The following is a 17181-nucleotide window of genomic DNA, read 5'->3' on the forward strand; positions in this document are numbered from 1 at the left end:
CGATCAACCCTCCTTCACGGGCGTTGGAGCAGATTGACCGCTGTCTTTCAAAGCCTTGGTCACTTCCGGCGGCATGTACTTTTCATCGTGCTTGGCCAGCACTTCGTCGGCCACCACCACGCCGTCGGCGTTCAGTTTGCCCAGCGCCACGATGCCTTGCCCTTCACGGAACAGGTCCGGGAGGATGCCGCGGTAGCTGATGGTCACGGACTTGTTGAAGTCGGTGACGATGAATTTCACGTCCAGCGAATCGCCGGAACGTTGCAGCGAGCCCTTCTCGACCATACCACCGGCGCGGATGCGCGTGTCTTGCGGGGCTTCGCCGTTGGCGATCTGGGTCGGGGTGTAAAACAGATTGATGTTCTGCTGCAGGGCGCTCAGGGCCAGGCCGACGGCAGCGCCGACACCCACCAGGATCGCGAGAATGATGATAAGACGCTTTTTGCGCAGCGGATTCACTTGCCGTTCTCCCGGCGCAAACGACGCGCCTCTTGTTGCAGATACCGCTTGCGGGCCAGGATCGGCGCCGCCACGTTGAGGATCAGCACCGCCAGGCAGATGCCATAGGCTGACCAGACATACAGGGCGTGATGGCCCATGGCGAGGAAGTCGCCGAATGAAGCAAAACTCATCGAACGGCCTCCAGACTGTTCTGCACTTCAGCTTTCACCCAACTGGCCCGGGCTTCGCGCTTGAGCACTTCAAGACGCATGCGCAGCAACAGCACCGCGCCGAAGAAACAGTAGAAACCCAGCACCGTCAGCAACAATGGCAGCCACATCTCGGCGGGCATCGCCGGTTTTTCGGTGAGGGTGAAGGTCGCACCCTGGTGCAGGGTGTTCCACCACTCCACCGAGTATTTGATGATCGGGATGTTGATCACGCCGACAATCGCCAGCACCGCGCAGGCCTTGGCCGCACTGTCACGATTGCTGATCGCGTTGCCCAGTGCAATGAGACCGAAGTACAGGAACAGCAGAATAAGCATGGACGTAAGTCGCGCATCCCAGACCCACCACGAGCCCCACGTCGGCTTGCCCCAGATCGCGCCGGTGACCAGCGCCACGGCGGTCATCCAGGCACCGATGGGCGCCGCGCATTGCAGGGCGACATCGGCCAGTTTCATTTTCCAGACCAGCCCGACGATGCCGCACACTGCCAGCATGACGTAGACGGACTGCGCCAGCATGGCGGCCGGAACGTGGATATAAATGATGCGAAAGCTGTTGCCTTGCTGGTAGTCAGGCGGCGCGAAGGCCAGGCCCCAAACGACACCGACGCCGATCAGCAGCACTGCGGCAATGCTCAGCCACGGGAGCAATTTGCCACTGATGCCGTAAAACCATTTGGGCGAGCCGAGCTTATGAAACCAGGTCCAGTTCATTACTGTTTCCATCACGGTTGCTCTTCGCTATGAAGAGCCAAAGGGTCTTTACTGATCAAAAAATGACCAGACCTCATTATTCGCCGACGCTGATCTTCAGGCCAGCAGCTATTGCAAACGGTGTCAGGGTTATCGCCAGGGCGGTCAGGCTACCAAGCCACAAGAGATAACCGGTCGCCGGCATGCCCTGCAGGGCCGCCTGCAAGGCGCCACTGCCGAGAATCAACACCGGGATGTACAGCGGCAGAATCAGCAGCGCCAGCAACAGGCCGCCTCGCTTCAATCCCACCGTCAGGGCTGCGCCCACCGCACCGAGCAGGCTCAGCACCGGTGTACCCAGCAATAAAGAAAGCAGCAACACCGGCAGACAGGCGGTTGGCAAACCGAGCATCAATGCCAGCAGTGGAGCGAGCAAAACCAGTGCCAGGCCAGAGAAGGCCCAGTGTGCCAGTACCTTGGCCAAAACCAGAAGAGGCAGGGGGTGCGACGAAAGGACCCACTGTTCCAGCGATCCGTCCTCGAAATCACTGCGGAAGAGCCCGTCCAGCGAGAGCAGGACCGATAAAAGTGCCGCGACCCACACCAGTCCCGGAGACAAGGTTTGCAACAATTGAGACTCGGGACCGACCGCCAACGGGAACAGCGAAACGACGATCGCGAAAAAAACCAGCGGATTGGCCAGCTCAGCCGGACGGCGGAACAGCAGACGGGACTCACGGGCGACCAGCAGGCCGAAAACACTCATACGGCCCACTTCCCCAGGTCGATATCGCGATAGCTGGCCGGCATCCGGCTCAGCGTGTGGTGAGTGGTCAGCACCACCATGCCGCCGCGCTCGCAGTGGGCGGCCAGGTGTTCTTCGAGTTGCGCCACGCCTTGTTTATCGAGCGCGGTGAACGGCTCGTCGAGGATCCACAGCGGCGGACTGTCGAGGTACAGGCGCGCCAATGCCACACGGCGTTTCTGCCCGGCGGACAACGTATGGCAGGGAACATCCTCGAAACCGCGCAATCCGACATCGGCCAGCGCTTGCCAGATCGCCTCGTGGGGAGCCGGTTGATGCAGGGCGCAGAGCCAGATCAGGTTCTCCTCCGGCGTCAACAAGTCCTTGATCCCGGCGGCATGACCGATCCACAGCAGGTTGCGCGCCAGTTCAAGGCGCTGATCGTTCAGCGGCTTACCGTTGAGCAGCACTTGACCGGCGGTCGGCTGCATCAGGCCGGATAACAGCCGCAGCAGGCTGGTCTTGCCGCTGCCGTTGGGGCCACTGATTTGCACCATTTCGCCACTGGCCAGTCTCAATTCGAGATTTTCGAAGAGCAGCCGAAGGTCTCGCTCACAAGCAAGGGCAACGGTTTGCAGGACAGGACTGGTCAAGAGATCACGGGCCTTTTGCGGTTCAAGTCGGCGGCGGAGCGGCCGCTAAAGAGATGCAGCATAGATGCATTGGCGGCCTGTTCTAGAGAGCTGCGTCAAACAAATGCAATGTTTTCGCCACTCCCCGAAGGACGGGCGGCATTATACATGCCATACCCTACTCTAAAGAGTGCATTTTCCTCAGGTTGTGACCGCGTATGACAGGCGAAATGAACATCCTCCCGGTACCGCAGACCACGCCCGCGACTTCGCGGCCGCTGGTAGTGAGCGGCGATCTGCTCAAGCTGCTGTCGCCGATGGAGGGCCTGATCACCCCCGGCCAGACCGCCAAGGCTGAAGTGCTGTCGCTCAAGCAGGCGGATCAGACCTTTCAACTGCTGCTTAAAGTCACCCTCGACAGCGGCCGCCAGACCACGGTCCAGGCCACCAGCACCCAGCCGCTGCCCCAAGGCACCAGTCTGGCGATCACCCAACCGTCAGCGAGCAATCTGGCGATCACGGTGCAACAGGCCATTGCTTCCAGCGTCGCCACCCTCACCCGCATCGACACCGCGCAATTGCCGGTCGGGACGTTGTTGCAGGGCAAAGTACTGACCTCGCAAGTGCTGCCGCAGGTGCCGGGCCAGCCGACGGTGTTTCGTTCGATGGTGAGCCTGCTCAACACCGCGTTGAGCGGCAGCACGCTGAGCATCGACAGTCCGACGCCGCTGCGCATCGGCACGCTGTTGAGTGCCTTGGTGCAGGACACGCAAACGCTGAAGTTCGTGCCGTTGAGTAACCGTCAGGAGCAACTGGCGATCACCCAGCAATTGGTCAGTCAGCAGAGCCGCCAAGGCTCGCTGGATGGTTTGATCAAGCTGCTGCAAAACCTGCCTCCATCGGATCAGACCTCCAGCGACCTGCGGGCCGCGGTGGAAAAACTGCTGGCCGGTTTACCGGACGTTCAGCAACTGAGTACGTCAAAAGGCCTCGCTCAGGCGCTGGCCAATAGCGGGCTATTCCTCGAAGCGAAATTGCTGACCGGGCAAAATCCGACACTGGCGCCCGACATGAAAGGCGATCTGCTCAAGCTGATTGCGCAATTGACGCCAGGGCTGCCGGCCAACACCAATCTCAATGCGATCATTGCCGCCAACACGCTGGTCCAGTCCATGCCGAGTTTCGTGCGCAGCGCCCTGGGCATGCTCGGCCAGGTCAGCGCCAAGCCGTTGCCGACCAGTTTCCCGCTGCCCGAACGGCTGCTGCAAAGCCAGGACGGTGAAAACGATCTGGAGCATTTGCTGCGTCTGGCTGCGGCGGCGGTTTCGCGCCTGCAAAGCCATCAGTTGTCGAGTCTTGAGCAGACCGGCGTCACTGACGATGGCCGCCTGCTCAGCACCTGGCAGCTGGAAATCCCGATGCGCAATTTGCAGGACATCGTGCCGCTGCAGGTCAAGTTCCAGCGCGAAGAAGCGCCGGAGAAAGAACAACCCCATGAACGCCGGGACGAACGCGAACCGAAGCAGCAACTGTGGCGCGTGGACCTGGCGTTCGACATGGAACCGTTGGGCCCGATGCAGATTCAGGCGCAGCTGATCAAGGGCAGCCTGTCCAGCCAGCTCTGGGCCGAACGGCCGTACACCGCCAGCCTGATCGAAAGCAATCTGGCTGCACTGCGCCAGCGCTTGCTGGATTCCGGGCTGAACGTCGGCGATCTGGATTGCCACCTCGGTAAACCGCCACAAGGCCCACAAACCCGCCTCGAACAACGCTGGGTCGACGAAACCGCATGAGAAACCCCAACACCCCACGCCAGGCCATCGCCCTCAAATACGACGGCACCCACGCCCCTACCCTCACGGCCAAAGGCGACGAAGCACTGGCCGAAGCCATTCTGAAGCTTGCCCGTGATTATGAAGTGCCCATCTATGAAAACGCCGAGCTGGTGAAGCTGCTGGCGCGGATGGAACTGGGGGAAAGTATTCCGGAAGAGTTGTACCGCACGATTGCCGAGATTATTGCGTTCGCGTGGAACTTGAAGGGCAAGTTTCCGGCGGGGCATGATCCGGAGGCGACCATGGTTGAGAAGGACATCACTGATCGCGGTGACGACTACTGATCGTTCCCACGCTCTGCGTGGGAATGCAGCCCGTGACGCTCTGCGTCACATTCAACAGCGGAATGCGGAGCGTCCCCAGAGATCGTTCCCACGCGGGGAACGATCTCTGGCAGGCGTCAGTTCTTGTGAAGCTTGCGCATCAACTCCGCCTCAGCCTGGGTCAACCCGCAGGACTGAGTCAGTTCATCAACGGTAGCCCCCATGCCGACCAGGCGCGCCGCCTGGGCAAACGACAGGCTCGACGGATCGCGCTGTTCCAGTTGGGCCAGTTTGTCCGGCAAGGGACTGACGACGGCGCGCAGTTCGTGCAGGTCTTCACCCATGCGCACGTTGCCGCTTTGATAGTCGTCGACGCGTTTGGCCAGGTCCTTGATGCGCTGATCGCGCAGCGCATCACCCTGGGCCTGTTGCGCGGCAATTTGCCGTTGAGCGCGAATGTACGCCAGAAACATTGCCAGCGTGCCTGCCCAGAAAAGGAACAGGACAATGACCGCTACCTCAAGAATCAATCAGATGTTCTCCAGGTCCGACCATTCTTCTTCGCTCATCATCTTGTCCAGTTCGACCAGGATCAGCAGTTCATTGTTCTTGTTGCACACGCCTTGAATGAACTTGGCGGACTCTTCGTTACCGACGTTTGGCGCGGTTTCGATTTCCGACTGACGCAGGTAAACCACTTCGGCCACGCTATCGACCATGATTCCGACCACTTGCTTGTCGGCTTCGATGATGACGATGCGGGTGTTGTCGCTGATCTCGGCATTCATCAGGCCGAAGCGCTGACGGGTGTCGATCACAGTAACCACGTTACCGCGCAGGTTGATAATGCCCAGCACGTAGCTCGGGGCACCCGGGACCGGGGCGATTTCGGTGTAACGCAGGACTTCCTGAACGCGCATCACGTTGATGCCGTAGGTTTCATTGTCCAGTTTGAAGGTTACCCATTGCAGGATCGGATCTTCGGAACCTTTTGCATTCGTCGCTTGACTACTCATACCCTGACCCCTCGAAAAACCGCTTCTGGCGGTGTGTGTTCTGTGTGGCGGCATTCAACAATGCCGTCGCATACTTGTTATGTCGGCAGCTATGTCGGTTTGTGTAGCGGCTTGCTGCCGCCCATGTGCTTTGCCCCACCGCTGGCGATCAACTCGGCCAGGGCGGAAACGTCCAGCAGCGCACACATGTGCTCAATCACCGTGCCGGCGAGCCATGGCCGCTGACCTCGATGACTTCTCCATTTGATTTCGTTCGGGTCCAGGCGCAACGAGCGGCTGACCTGATGCACCGCCAGCCCCCACTCGTAGCCCTGAACCGAAATAACGTATTGCAGGCCCTGGCGGAAATCATCGCGGTAGCGGTCGGGCATGACCCACCGCGCGGTGTCCAGGACTTTCAGGTTGCCGGCCTGACTCGGCAGGATTCCGAGGAACCATTCGGGCTGGCCGAACAGTGGCGTCAGCTCGTGACCGGCCAGCGAATAAATCGAGCCCAGGCACACCAGCGGCACCGCCAGGGTCAACCCGGCGACATCGAACAGCAGGCATTCGAACGGCTCGGCGGCCCACGCCGGGCGACCGTCGGTTTCCACCGGTGGCGGCGTGTTGCTCGGCGGCAGATGGACTTCGACCAGCGGCGGCACCAGGGTTTGCAGCAACGGTGCGAGGGTCGAGACCGGCGCCAGGATCGGTGCCGGCGCATCTTCGATCACCACCGGGGCTTTTGCGACCGCAGCGACCACTGGCGCGACGACAGGCGCAGCTGCCACAACGGACTTCTGCGCATCACGCGCCTGCTCTTCAAGCACGGCTGCCTGGAACTCGTCCAGCGCAGCCTCAACCTCTACCGCTTCAACGACCTCGATGACTTCAGCCACCGCTTCCACTTCCAGCGGCAACTCTTCAGTCGCTTCCATCAGCAGGCTGTCCAGATAAGACTGGAGCGCCAGTTGCGGACGCGAGGTGATTTTCACCGGCCGATTCATCTCAGGCCACCTGCGGGACAAGTTGTGCCGCCAGCAAATGCTTGAGCAAGGCGCGATAAGCGAGAACCCCACGGCTCTTGCCGTCGAATTGCGAAGGCGTCAGCCCGGCCCGGCTCGCATCCCGCAGGCGCGTGTCGATCGGGATGTAGCCTTGCCAGATTTCTTCCGGGTATTTGTCGCGCAGCACGCGAAGGGTCCCGAGGGACGCTTGGGTGCGGCGGTCGAACAAGGTTGGAATGATGGAGAACGGCAAGGCCACTTTGCGTGAGCGGTTGATCATCGCCAGTGTATTGACCATGCGCTCCAGACCTTTGACGGCCAGGTGCTCGGTCTGCACCGGAATCACTAATTGCTGGCTCGCCGCCAAGGCATTGACCATCAGTACGCCGAGCAACGGCGGGCTGTCGATCACGGCGTAATCGAAGTCCTGCCACAGTTGCGCCAGGCTCTTGGCAATCACCAGGCCCAAACCACTCTGGCCCGGCGACTGACGTTCAAGCGTGGCCAGAGCGGTGCTCGACGGCAACAACGAAATGCGTTCATCGCTGGTCGGCAACAGCAACTGCCCGGGCAAGCCTTGCGGCACGCTGCCCTTGTGCAGGAACAGGTCGTAGCTGCTGTGCTCCAGGCTGTCGGGATCGTAGCCGAAGTAGCTGGTCATCGAGCCGTGCGGATCGAGATCGACCACGACCACGCGCTTGCCCGCCTCGGCCAGCAAGCCGGCTAAAGCGATAGAGGAAGTGGTTTTACCAACACCACCCTTTTGATTGGCAACGGCCCAGACTCTCATTCGGATTGTTCCTCCCGGTCGATATGCTCGACCGAGAAATAGCTCAACGTGTTAATGCAGGTGACGGAGAATTGACGGCGCTCTCTCGTACCGGCGACTTGACCGGGGTCGGTGCAGTTTGTGTGCCAGCACGCTTCAACGCGGCATCCGGTTGCGCATGGGCGGTCCCGGTGCCCGTGAGGCTGCGGCGTACATCAAGATTTCGCGACACGACCAGCACCACGCGACGGTTACGCGCCCTGCCCTCAGCGGTGGCGTTGTTGGCCACCGGCTGGAACTCGCCGTAACCCACCGACGCCAGGCGGCCAGGGTTTACGCCCTGCATCGCCAGCATGCGCACGATGCTCGCCGAACGGGCCGAAGACAGCTCCCAGTTGGTCGGGTATTGCGCGGTGCGGATCGGCTGATCGTCGGTGAAGCCTTCGACGTGGATCGGGTTGTCGAACGGCTTGAGGATTGCGGCCACCTTGTCGATGATATTGAACGCCATGTCACTGGGCATCGCATCGCCGCTGCCGAACAACAGGCTGGAATTGAGTTCGATCTCGACCCACAACTCGTTGCCGCGCACGGTCATCTGATTGGACTTGATCAAGTCGCCGAATGCCGCGCTGATGTCATCGGCGATGCTTTTCAATGGATCACTGGCACCGGCCACGCCGGCATCGACCTGCTCGCTGTCCTTGACCAGGGGCTTGGCCGGGGTCACGGTCTTCGGCCGCTCTTCACCGATCGGGATCGGCTTGAGGGCGCGATCGCTGTCGGTAAACACCCCGATCAGCGCCTCGGAAATGACTTTGTACTTGCCCTCGTTGATCGACGAGATCGAGTACATGACCACGAAGAATGCGAACAGCAACGTGATGAAGTCGGCGTAGGAAACGAGCCAGCGTTCGTGATTGACGTGTTCTTCAGGTTGCCGACGACGAGCCATAGTCCGTTACTCCCATCAATCCATGAAGCCCTGAAGCTTCAACTCAATAGAGCGAGGGTTTTCACCTTCGGCGATCGACAGGATTCCTTCCAGCAACATTTCGCGATAACGCGACTGGCGCAAGGCAACGGACTTGAGCTTGGCGGCAATCGGCAGCAACACCAGGTTGGCACTGGCCACACCGTAGATGGTGGCGACGAAGGCGACGGCGATGCCGCTGCCCAGTTGCGTCGGATCGGCCAGGTTGCCCATGACATGGATCAGGCCCATCACCGCACCGATGATGCCGATGGTCGGCGCGTAGCCGCCCATGCTTTCAAAGACTTTGGCCGCTTCGATGTCGCGGGCTTCCTGGGTGTAGAAATCCACTTCCAGAATGCTGCGAATCGCTTCCGGCTCGGCGCCGTCGACCAGCAGTTGCAGACCTTTGCGCGAGTAGCTGTCAGGTTCGGCATCGGCCACCCCTTCCAGACCGAGCAGGCCTTCCTTGCGCGCGGTCAGGCTCCAGTTGACGACGCGGTCGACGCCACCGGCCAAGTCAACGCGAGGCGGAAACAGAATCCAGCCAATGATTTGCATGGCACGCTTGAAGGCGCTCATCGGTGATTGCAGCAATGCCGCGCCGATAGTCCCACCGAGTACGATCAGCGCCGCCGGGCCGTTGGCCAATGCGCCGAGATGACCGCCTTCAAGGTAGTTGCCGCCAATGATGGCGACAAACGCCAAGATGATCCCGATAAGGCTTAAAACATCCATCAGATACACGCCTCGACCAAGTGCCTGCCAATATCGTCCAGACCGTAGATCGCGTCGGCGAGGTCGGCTTTGACGATGGCCATCGGCATGCCGTAGATCACGCAGCTGGCTTCATCCTGAGCCCAGATCGCGCTGCCGCCCTGCTTGAGCAGGCGCGCGCCTTCACGACCGTCGGCGCCCATGCCGGTCAGTACGACCGCCAGAACTTTGTCGCCGTAGGACTTGGCTGCCGAACCGAAGGTGATGTCCACGCACGGTTTGTAGTTCAGACGCTCGTCGCCCGGCAGGATTTTCACCGCGCCACGGCCGTCGATCATCATTTGCTTGCCACCCGGCGCCAGCAGCGCCAGGCCCGGACGCAGAATGTCGCCATCCTCCGCTTCCTTGACGCTGATGCGGCAGAGCTTGTCCAGACGTTCGGCGAAGGCCTTGGTGAAGGCCGCCGGCATGTGCTGGATCAACACGATCGGCGCCGGGAAGTTGGCCGGCAACTGGGTCAACACCCGTTGCAGGGCAACCGGACCGCCCGTGGACGTGCCGATAGCCACCAGTTTGTAGGCTTTGCGTTTTGGCGCAGGCGACGACGGTCCGGACGATGCCGGGGCCGATGCCGGGGCGTAGCTACGCGCCGGAATCGGTGCCGGAGCCGGACGCGCAGGCGTGCTGCTGCCGTAACTGCTGACGCTCGAAGGCGCAGGCGTCGGGGCTGGCGCGGCGGCCGGGGCCGGTGCGCTGTAGGTGCTGGCACGACGGTTACTGCGCGAGATGCTGAGAATTTTCTCGCACAGCAGTTGCTTGACCTTCTCCGGGTTACGGGAGATGTCTTCGAAATTCTTCGGCAGGAAATCCACCGCGCCGGCGTCCAGCGCGTCGAGGGTTACCCGAGCGCCTTCGTGGGTCAGCGAGGAGAACATCAACACCGGGGTTGGGCAACGCTGCATGATGTGCCGCACTGCCGTGATGCCATCCATCATCGGCATCTCGTAGTCCATGGTGATCACGTCTGGCTTGAGGGCCAGCGCCTGATCGATCGCCTCTTTTCCGTTGGTCGCCGTACCGACGACCTGGATATTCGGATCCGCTGAAAGAATTTCCGAGACGCGGCGGCGGAAAAACCCCGAATCGTCCACCACCAGGACTTTGACTGCCATAAACACTCCGTTAGGACGGAGCGAGGCTTAGTCGCCCCGCTCCACCAGAATCAAATACGCCGTGCGGCGTAACGCTTGAGCATGCTCGGAACATCGAGAATCAGCGCGATGCGACCGTCACCGGTAATGGTGGCGCCCGACATGCCTGGGGTTCCCTGGAGCATTTTGCCCAATGGCTTGATGACCACTTCTTCCTGGCCCACCAGCTGGTCGACGACGAAGCCGATCCGCTGAGTACCCACCGAAAGGATCACCACGTGGCCTTCGCGCTGCTCTTCGTGAGCGGCGGAGCTGACCAGCCAGCGCTTGAGGTAGAACAATGGCAGTGCCTTGTCCCGCACGATCACCACTTCCTGGCCGTCCACCACGTTGGTGCGCGACAGGTCGAGGTGGAAGATTTCGTTGACGTTCACCAGCGGGAACGCGAACGCCTGGTTGCCGAGCATGACCATCAGCGTCGGCATGATCGCCAGGGTCAACGGGACCTTGATGACGATCTTCGAGCCTTTGCCCTTGGTCGAATAAATATTGATGGTGCCGTTGAGCTGGGCGATTTTGGTTTTCACCACGTCCATGCCCACGCCGCGTCCGGAGACATCGGAAATTTCGGTCTTGGTCGAAAAACCCGGCGCAAAGATCAGGTTGAAGCAGTCGGACTCGCTGAGGCGATCCGCGGCATCCTTGTCCATCAGCCCTTTCTTCACAGCAATGCCGCGCAGAACATCGGCGTCCATGCCCTTGCCGTCATCGGAGATGGACAGCAGGATGTGGTCGCCTTCCTGTTCTGCGGACAGGATCACCTTGCCGCTGCGAGGTTTGCCCATCGCTTCGCGCTCGGCCGGCTCTTCAATGCCGTGGTCGACCGAGTTGCGCACCAAGTGGACCAGCGGGTCGGCCAGGGCCTCGACGAGGTTCTTGTCGAGGTCGGTTTCTTCGCCGACCAGCTCCAGGTTGATCTCTTTCTTGAGCTGGCGAGCCAGGTCGCGAACGAGGCGCGGGAAGCGCCCGAAAACTTTCTTGATCGGTTGCATCCGGGTCTTCATGACCGCGGTCTGCAGGTCGGCCGTGACCACGTCGAGGTTCGACACAGCCTTGGACATGGCTTCGTCGCCGCTGTTGAGGCCCAGACGGACCAAGCGGTTACGCACCAATACCAGTTCGCCGACCATGTTCATGATTTCGTCGAGACGCGCGGTATCAACCCGCACGGTGGTCTCGGCTTCACTGGCCGGTTTTTCCGGTGGCGGCGCGGACGGTGCGCGGGCTGGAGCCGGTGCAGCGGCAGCCGCCGGTTTCGGCGCTTCGGCTTTCGGCTCGGGCGCCTTGGCAACCGGTTTCGGTGCAGCAGCCTTGGCGGCTGGAGCAGCCACCGCAGCACCTGTGCCGACTTCAGTGAATTTGCCTTTGCCATGCAATTCGTCGAGCAGCGATTCGAACTCGTGATCGGAGATCAGATCACCACCGGCCGCTTTCGCGGTTGGCGCAGCCGAGGCGGGTACGGCGGCAATGGCCGACTCCAGCGCGTCCACCGCAAAGTTGCCCTTGCCGTGCAACTGGTCGAGCAGTGCTTCGAATTCGTCGTCGGTAATATCAGAGCTGTCGCCGGCCGCTTTCGGAGCAGCCGGTGCAGTGGACGGTGCCACCGCGTCGACGGCGAACTGGCCTTTGCCATGCAGTTGATCGAGCAACGACTCGAACTCGGCATCGGTGATTTCGTCGCCGGCCGCCGAATCGGCAGCCGCTACTGGAGCAACCGCCGGCGCTTCGGCTTGAGCCTTGACGGCGTTCAGCGAGTCCAGCAATTGCTCGAATTCGTTATCAGTGATGTCGCCCGATTCTTCAGCAGCAGGTGCTTCAACCACTTCAGCAACCGGTGCAGATTCATCAGCCGTTTGCGGCTCGGCCAGACGGGCCAGTGCCGCGAGCAATTTAGGCGTGGCAGCCGTAATCGGGCTGCGTTCGCGGACCTCGGTGAACATGCTGTTCACCGCATCCAGCGCTTCGAGAACCACGTCCATCAGTTCCGAGTCGACGCGACGTTCACCCTTGCGCAGGATGTCGAACACGTTCTCGGCGATGTGACAGCACTCCACCAGCTCGTTGAGCTGGAGGAAGCCGGCGCCCCCTTTTACAGTGTGAAAACCGCGAAAAATTGCATTGAGCAAGTCCGCATCATCCGGTCGGCTTTCAAGCTCGACCAGCTGTTCGGACAGTTGCTCTAGAATCTCGCCGGCCTCAACCAGGAAATCCTGAAGGATCTCTTCATCGGCGCCGAAGCTCATTAAGGGGGTGCTCCTGAGGTCTAAAAACCTAAAAAACCTAAAATGCTAAAACTCTAAAATCCTAGGCTGGATAACAAATCGTCCACATCGTCCTGACCGGACACAACGTCTTCTCTTTTATCGGCATGAATCTGCGGACCTTCACCCTGAGAGAGATGTTTTTGCGGATCTTTTTCAGCGAGCATCGCTTCACGGTCATGTTCGATACCCGCAAAGCGGTCTACCTGACTGGCCATGAGCACAAGCTTGAGCAGGTTGCTTTCAACTTCGGTGACCAATTGGGTCACGCGTTTGATCACTTGACCGGTGAGGTCCTGGTAATCCTGGGCCAGCAATATGTCGTTGAGGTTGCTCGACACCGTGCGATTGTCTTCGCTGCTGCGTGTCAGGAAACCGTCGACTCGCCGGGCCAGTTCGCGAAACTCTTCAGCCCCGACTTCGCGACGCATGAAGCGCCCCCAGTCGGTGCTCAATGCCTGAGCTTCAGCGCTCAGGCCATTGACCAGCGGCGTGGCGTTTTCCACCAGGTCCATGGTGCGGTTGGCCGCAGCCTCGGTCAGCTTGACCACATACCCCAGTCGCTCGGTGGCGTCCGTGATCTGCGACACTTCCTCGGCTTGCGGCATGTTCGGGTCAATCTGGAAATTGACGATCGCGCTATGCAGCTCGCGAGTGAGCTTGCCCACTTCCTGGTACAGGCCGCGGTCACGGGTCTGATTGAGCTCATGGATCAGTTGCACAGCGTCGCCGAACCTGCCCTTTTCAAGGCTTTCGACCAGTTCGACCGCGTGTTTTTTCAGGGTCGATTCAAAATCGCCCAGTGAAGATTCGTTATGCTCCATAGCTCCCCCGTGGCGCAGTGGATCAACCGATGCGTTCGAAAATCTTCTCGATTTTTTCTTTCAACGCCTGGGCCGTAAAGGGTTTGACCACATAGCCGTTAACACCGGCCTGGGCTGCTTCGATAATCTGCTCGCGCTTGGCTTCGGCGGTCACCATCAGCACCGGCAGGTGCTTGAGCTTTTCATCGGCGCGCACGTGACGCAGCAGATCGATACCGGTCATGCCAGGCATGTTCCAGTCCGTTACCAGAAAGTCGATGCTCCCGCTGTTGAGAACCGGAATGGCAGTAGTGCCATCGTCGGCCTCGACCGTGTTGGTGAACCCAAGGTCACGCAACAGGTTTTTTATGATCCGCCGCATCGTTGAGAAGTCATCAACGATGAGGATTTTCATGTTCTTGTCCAATTCGACCTCCAAGCAGTCTTAAACGCGCCCAGCACCTGGACGCGCCATTTCAATCAATCCGGCAATGCACTCGATGACTGTCTGGAGCACAACAGATCGCGACCGGTGCAGCTCAACACCCCACCGGCCTCGTTCGCAGTGTCCCCACACTGCCTTCAGCGCGCTCGCCACTCCCCCAAACGCCCCCGCAAACGGGCCGCGCACTGGCTATGTAACTGGCTGACCCGCGATTCGCTGACCCCCAGGACCTCACCGATTTCCTTGAGGTTCAGCTCTTCGTCGTAGTACAGCGCCAACACCAGTCGCTCACGCTCCGGCAAATTGGCAATCGCGTCCGCCAGCGCGGCCTGGAAGCGTTCATCTTCCAGATCGCGTGACGGCTCCAGATGTGCACTCGCGCCATCCTCGTGCAGCCCTTCGTGTTCGCCGTCCTGCAACAGATCGTCGAAACTGAATAACCGGCTGCCCAGGGTGTCGTTCAAAATCCCGTAATAATCGTCGAGACTCAATTGGAGTTCGGCCGCAACTTCATGATCTTTAGCGTCACGACCGGTTTTAGCTTCAATCGAGCGAATTGCGTCACTGACCATGCGGGTATTGCGGTGAACCGAGCGTGGCGCCCAGTCACCCTTGCGCACTTCATCGAGCATCGCGCCGCGGATTCGAATGCCCGCGTACGTCTCGAAACTCGCGCCTTTGCTGGCGTCATATTTGGTCGATACTTCCAGCAGGCCGATCATCCCGGCCTGGATCAGGTCTTCAACCTGAACACTGGCCGGCAGACGCGCCAGCAAGTGGTAAGCAATGCGTTTGACCAGTGGCGCGTAACGCTCGATCAGCTCGTACTGCGCGTCACGTGCCGACTTCTTGTAGAGGTTGTAGCCACTGGCTGTCATAGGACGGGTCCTGCGGTCTGTTGCACGAGGCGCTCGACGAAAAACTCCAGGTGCCCACGCGGGTTGGCAGGCAGCGGCCAGGTGTCGACCTTCTGCGCGATGGCCTTGAACGCCAGGGCGCACTTGGAACGCGGGAAGGCTTCGTAGACGGCACGCTGTTTCTGCACGGCCTTGCGCACGCTTTCGTCGTAAGGCACCGCGCCGACGTATTGTAAGGCGACGTCAAGGAAGCGGTCCGTGACCTTGGTCAACTTGGCGAACAGGTTGCGACCTTCCTGCGGGCTCTGGGCCATGTTGGCCAGGACGCGGAAGCGGTTCATGCCGTAATCGCGGTTCAGCAGTTTGATCAGCGCGTAGGCGTCGGTGATCGAGGTCGGCTCGTCGCACACCACCAGCAAGACCTCTTGCGCTGCGCGGACGAAACTGACTACCGAGTCACCAATACCTGCAGCGGTGTCGATCACCAAGACATCGAGGTTGTCGCCGATATCGCTGAAGGCCTGGATCAGACCGGCGTGTTGAGCCGGGCTCAGATGAACCATGCTCTGTGTGCCGGACGCGGCCGGGACAATGCGAATACCGCCAGGGCCCTGCAACAGAACGTCGCGCAGCTCACAGCGGCCTTCGATCACGTCGGCCAGGGTACGTTTGGGTGTCAGCCCCAAGAGGACGTCGACGTTCGCCAGCCCCAGATCGGCGTCCAGCAGCATGACGCGCCGGCCGAGCTCAGCTAGAGCCAGGGACAAGTTCACTGACACGTTAGTCTTCCCGACGCCACCTTTGCCGCCGGTCACCGCGATCACCTGTACGGGATGCATGCTGCCCATGTTATTTCTTTACCTTGTCTTGCATAGACGGAGGCCACATTACTGGCTGCGCGCTCAATAACTGAACAATGCATGGCAGACCATCGATGTAGGTACAAAAACGGTTCATTAGCACCTCAGCCAACCTGCTTGGTCGGGCTGTGGTAAATATCAGCGAACATGTCAGCCATGGCTTCTTCGCTGGGTTCTTCTTGCATTTGCACGCTGACGGCACGACTGACCAACTGATGACGACGCGGCAGATGCAAATCATCCGGAATACGCGGGCCATCGGTCAGGTAAGCCACCGGCAATTCATGACTGATCGCCAGGCTCAACACCTCGCCCAGACTTGCCGTTTCATCCAGTTTAGTCAGGATGCAGCCAGCGAGCCCGCAGCGCTTGTAACTGTGATAAGCGGCCGTTAGAACCTGTTTCTGGCTGGTGGTTGCCAGAACCAGATAATTTTTTGACTTGATGCCCCGTCCGGCCAGGCTTTCGAGCTGCATGCGCAGGGCTGGATCGCTGGCCTGGAGGCCGGCGGTATCGATCAGCACCACGCGCTTGCGCAGCAAGGGGTCCAGCGCCTGCACCAGAGATTGGCCCGGATCGACGTGGGTTACCGACACGTTGAGAATCCGGCCCAGGGTCTTCAATTGTTCCTGAGCACCGATACGGTAGCTGTCCATGCTCACCAGCGCGATGTTTTGCGCGCCGTATTTGAGCACGTAGCGAGCCGCGAGCTTGGCCAGGGTGGTGGTCTTGCCCATGCCGGCAGGGCCGACCATGGCAATCACGCCGCCCTCTTCCAGTGGTTCGACTTCCGGTGTGGCAATCATCCGTGCCAAGTGCGCCAGTAACATGCGCCAGGCCTGACGGGGTTCGTCAATGTCGGTAATCATCGCCAGCAAGTCGCGGGACAACGGGCCGGACAGGCCGATGCGTTGCAGGCGACGCCAAAGATTGGCCTGGGCTGGACGGCTGCCTTGCAGCTGATTCCAGGCCAGGGAGCCGAGTTGTACTTCCATCAATTCGCGCAGGCTGTTGAGTTCGAAACGCATCGAATCGAACGCCCGCGGATCGACGCCGCCAGCGGCAGGTGCCGGGGCTGGTGCCGAGCGACGAGGTTCGGCATACGTCGGCTCGATCAGCGGCTCGGCGGCGGTCAACGGCAGGCCGGCGAACAATTGGCGATTGGTGGTCTTGTCGCCTTCGGTTTCGCCTTCGCCACGCAGGCTCAATTCGGCCTGGGCGGTGACGATCCGCGACTGGGTCTTGCGCAGCTCATCCTCGAGTTCCATGTTCGGAACACGCGGGGCCAGCGCCGACAATTTGTAATCCAGGGCAGCCGTCAGCTCGACACCACCGGCGATCCGGCGATTGCCAATAATGGCGGCATCAGCGCCCAGCTCATCACGAACCAGTTTCATGGCCTGACGCATATCGGCGGCGAAAAAACGCTTAACTTGCATAAACCA

20 protein-coding genes are annotated in these 17181 nt (G+C 60.4%); 2 read left to right on the top strand and 18 right to left on the bottom strand.

Features of this window, described 5'->3' with window-relative positions; translation table 11 throughout:
* Positions 1-3 precede the first annotated feature (3 nt).
* From ccmE to ccmA, 5 genes are all read right to left on the bottom strand, one after another.
* Positions 4-459: a cytochrome c maturation protein CcmE gene (ccmE, locus tag AC1ROI_RS24245; RefSeq protein WP_010456913.1), complete on the bottom strand. Its 456-nt coding sequence runs from the start codon at positions 457-459 to the stop codon at positions 4-6.
* Positions 456-632, bottom strand: a complete 177-nt coding sequence (ccmD, locus tag AC1ROI_RS24250; RefSeq protein WP_010456915.1) for a heme exporter protein CcmD — start codon at positions 630-632, stop codon at positions 456-458. The genes ccmE and ccmD overlap by 4 nt, the downstream gene beginning before the upstream one ends.
* On the bottom strand, positions 629-1384 hold the full coding sequence (locus AC1ROI_RS24255; protein WP_010456917.1) for a heme ABC transporter permease: 756 nt from the start codon (positions 1382-1384) through the stop codon (positions 629-631). Before AC1ROI_RS24255 ends, ccmD begins: the two co-directional genes overlap by 4 nt.
* A gap of 76 nt (positions 1385-1460) precedes the next feature.
* On the bottom strand, positions 1461-2129 hold the full coding sequence (gene ccmB, locus AC1ROI_RS24260) for a heme exporter protein CcmB (protein ID WP_010456919.1): 669 nt from the start codon (positions 2127-2129) through the stop codon (positions 1461-1463).
* The gene (gene ccmA, locus AC1ROI_RS24265; RefSeq protein WP_010456921.1) at positions 2126-2761 is read right to left on the bottom strand and encodes a cytochrome c biogenesis heme-transporting ATPase CcmA; all 636 of its coding nucleotides are present in this window, start codon (positions 2759-2761) and stop codon (positions 2126-2128) included. Before ccmA ends, ccmB begins: the two co-directional genes overlap by 4 nt.
* Before the next feature lie 197 nt (positions 2762-2958).
* Here ccmA and fliK point away from each other — a divergent pair, with 197 nt between their 5' ends.
* Positions 2959-4533 (top strand): flagellar hook-length control protein FliK, encoded by a 1575-nt coding sequence (gene fliK / locus AC1ROI_RS24270; RefSeq protein WP_102593833.1) that lies wholly within the window; start codon positions 2959-2961, stop codon positions 4531-4533.
* On the top strand, positions 4530-4859 hold the full coding sequence (locus AC1ROI_RS24275; protein ID WP_010456924.1) for an EscU/YscU/HrcU family type III secretion system export apparatus switch protein: 330 nt from the start codon (positions 4530-4532) through the stop codon (positions 4857-4859). Before fliK ends, AC1ROI_RS24275 begins: the two co-directional genes overlap by 4 nt.
* A gap of 116 nt (positions 4860-4975) precedes the next feature.
* Here the strand turns inward: AC1ROI_RS24275 and AC1ROI_RS24280 are convergent, their stop codons facing one another.
* The 13 genes from AC1ROI_RS24280 to flhF form a co-directional block, all read right to left on the bottom strand.
* Positions 4976-5368, bottom strand: coding sequence for a DUF2802 domain-containing protein (locus AC1ROI_RS24280; RefSeq protein ID WP_010456926.1), 393 nt, complete (start codon positions 5366-5368; stop codon positions 4976-4978).
* Positions 5369-5854 (bottom strand): chemotaxis protein CheW, encoded by a 486-nt coding sequence (locus AC1ROI_RS24285; protein WP_010456928.1) that lies wholly within the window; start codon positions 5852-5854, stop codon positions 5369-5371.
* A gap of 89 nt (positions 5855-5943) precedes the next feature.
* Positions 5944-6840 (bottom strand): CheW domain-containing protein, encoded by an 897-nt coding sequence (locus AC1ROI_RS24290; RefSeq protein WP_010456930.1) that lies wholly within the window; start codon positions 6838-6840, stop codon positions 5944-5946.
* A 1-nt stretch (position 6841) separates the two neighbouring features.
* Positions 6842-7630, bottom strand: a complete 789-nt coding sequence (locus tag AC1ROI_RS24295) for a ParA family protein (protein ID WP_010456932.1) — start codon at positions 7628-7630, stop codon at positions 6842-6844.
* Positions 7631-7673: 43 nt separating this feature from the next.
* Positions 7674-8564 carry a flagellar motor protein MotD gene (motD, locus tag AC1ROI_RS24300; RefSeq protein WP_010456934.1) on the bottom strand — a complete coding sequence of 297 codons (891 nt, stop codon included), beginning with the start codon at positions 8562-8564 and terminating at the stop codon, positions 7674-7676.
* A 15-nt stretch (positions 8565-8579) separates the two neighbouring features.
* Positions 8580-9320, bottom strand: coding sequence for a flagellar motor protein (locus tag AC1ROI_RS24305; RefSeq protein WP_010456935.1), 741 nt, complete (start codon positions 9318-9320; stop codon positions 8580-8582).
* A complete protein-coding gene (locus AC1ROI_RS24310; protein WP_102593835.1) occupies positions 9320-10471 on the bottom strand; it encodes a protein-glutamate methylesterase/protein-glutamine glutaminase in 1152 nt (383 codons plus the stop codon). Before AC1ROI_RS24310 ends, AC1ROI_RS24305 begins: the two co-directional genes overlap by 1 nt.
* Positions 10472-10521: 50 nt before the next feature.
* On the bottom strand, positions 10522-12753 hold the full coding sequence (locus AC1ROI_RS24315) for a chemotaxis protein CheA (protein WP_102593836.1): 2232 nt from the start codon (positions 12751-12753) through the stop codon (positions 10522-10524).
* Positions 12754-12806: 53 nt separating this feature from the next.
* Positions 12807-13595 (bottom strand): protein phosphatase CheZ, encoded by a 789-nt coding sequence (locus AC1ROI_RS24320; protein ID WP_102593837.1) that lies wholly within the window; start codon positions 13593-13595, stop codon positions 12807-12809.
* Between the two features lie 22 nt (positions 13596-13617).
* A complete protein-coding gene (locus AC1ROI_RS24325) occupies positions 13618-13989 on the bottom strand; it encodes a chemotaxis response regulator CheY (protein ID WP_003183998.1) in 372 nt (123 codons plus the stop codon).
* 167 nt (positions 13990-14156) lie between these two features.
* Positions 14157-14897 (bottom strand): RNA polymerase sigma factor FliA, encoded by a 741-nt coding sequence (gene fliA / locus AC1ROI_RS24330; RefSeq protein ID WP_007894214.1) that lies wholly within the window; start codon positions 14895-14897, stop codon positions 14157-14159.
* Positions 14894-15724, bottom strand: coding sequence for a flagellar synthesis regulator FleN (gene fleN / locus AC1ROI_RS24335; RefSeq protein ID WP_003222917.1), 831 nt, complete (start codon positions 15722-15724; stop codon positions 14894-14896). Before fleN ends, fliA begins: the two co-directional genes overlap by 4 nt.
* A gap of 116 nt (positions 15725-15840) precedes the next feature.
* Positions 15841-17175, bottom strand: coding sequence for a flagellar biosynthesis GTPase FlhF (gene flhF, locus AC1ROI_RS24340; RefSeq protein ID WP_010456940.1), 1335 nt, complete (start codon positions 17173-17175; stop codon positions 15841-15843).
* Positions 17176-17181 lie beyond the last annotated feature (6 nt).

It is taken from the genome of Pseudomonas sp. GW823-FHT02C02 (assembly GCF_058797635.1).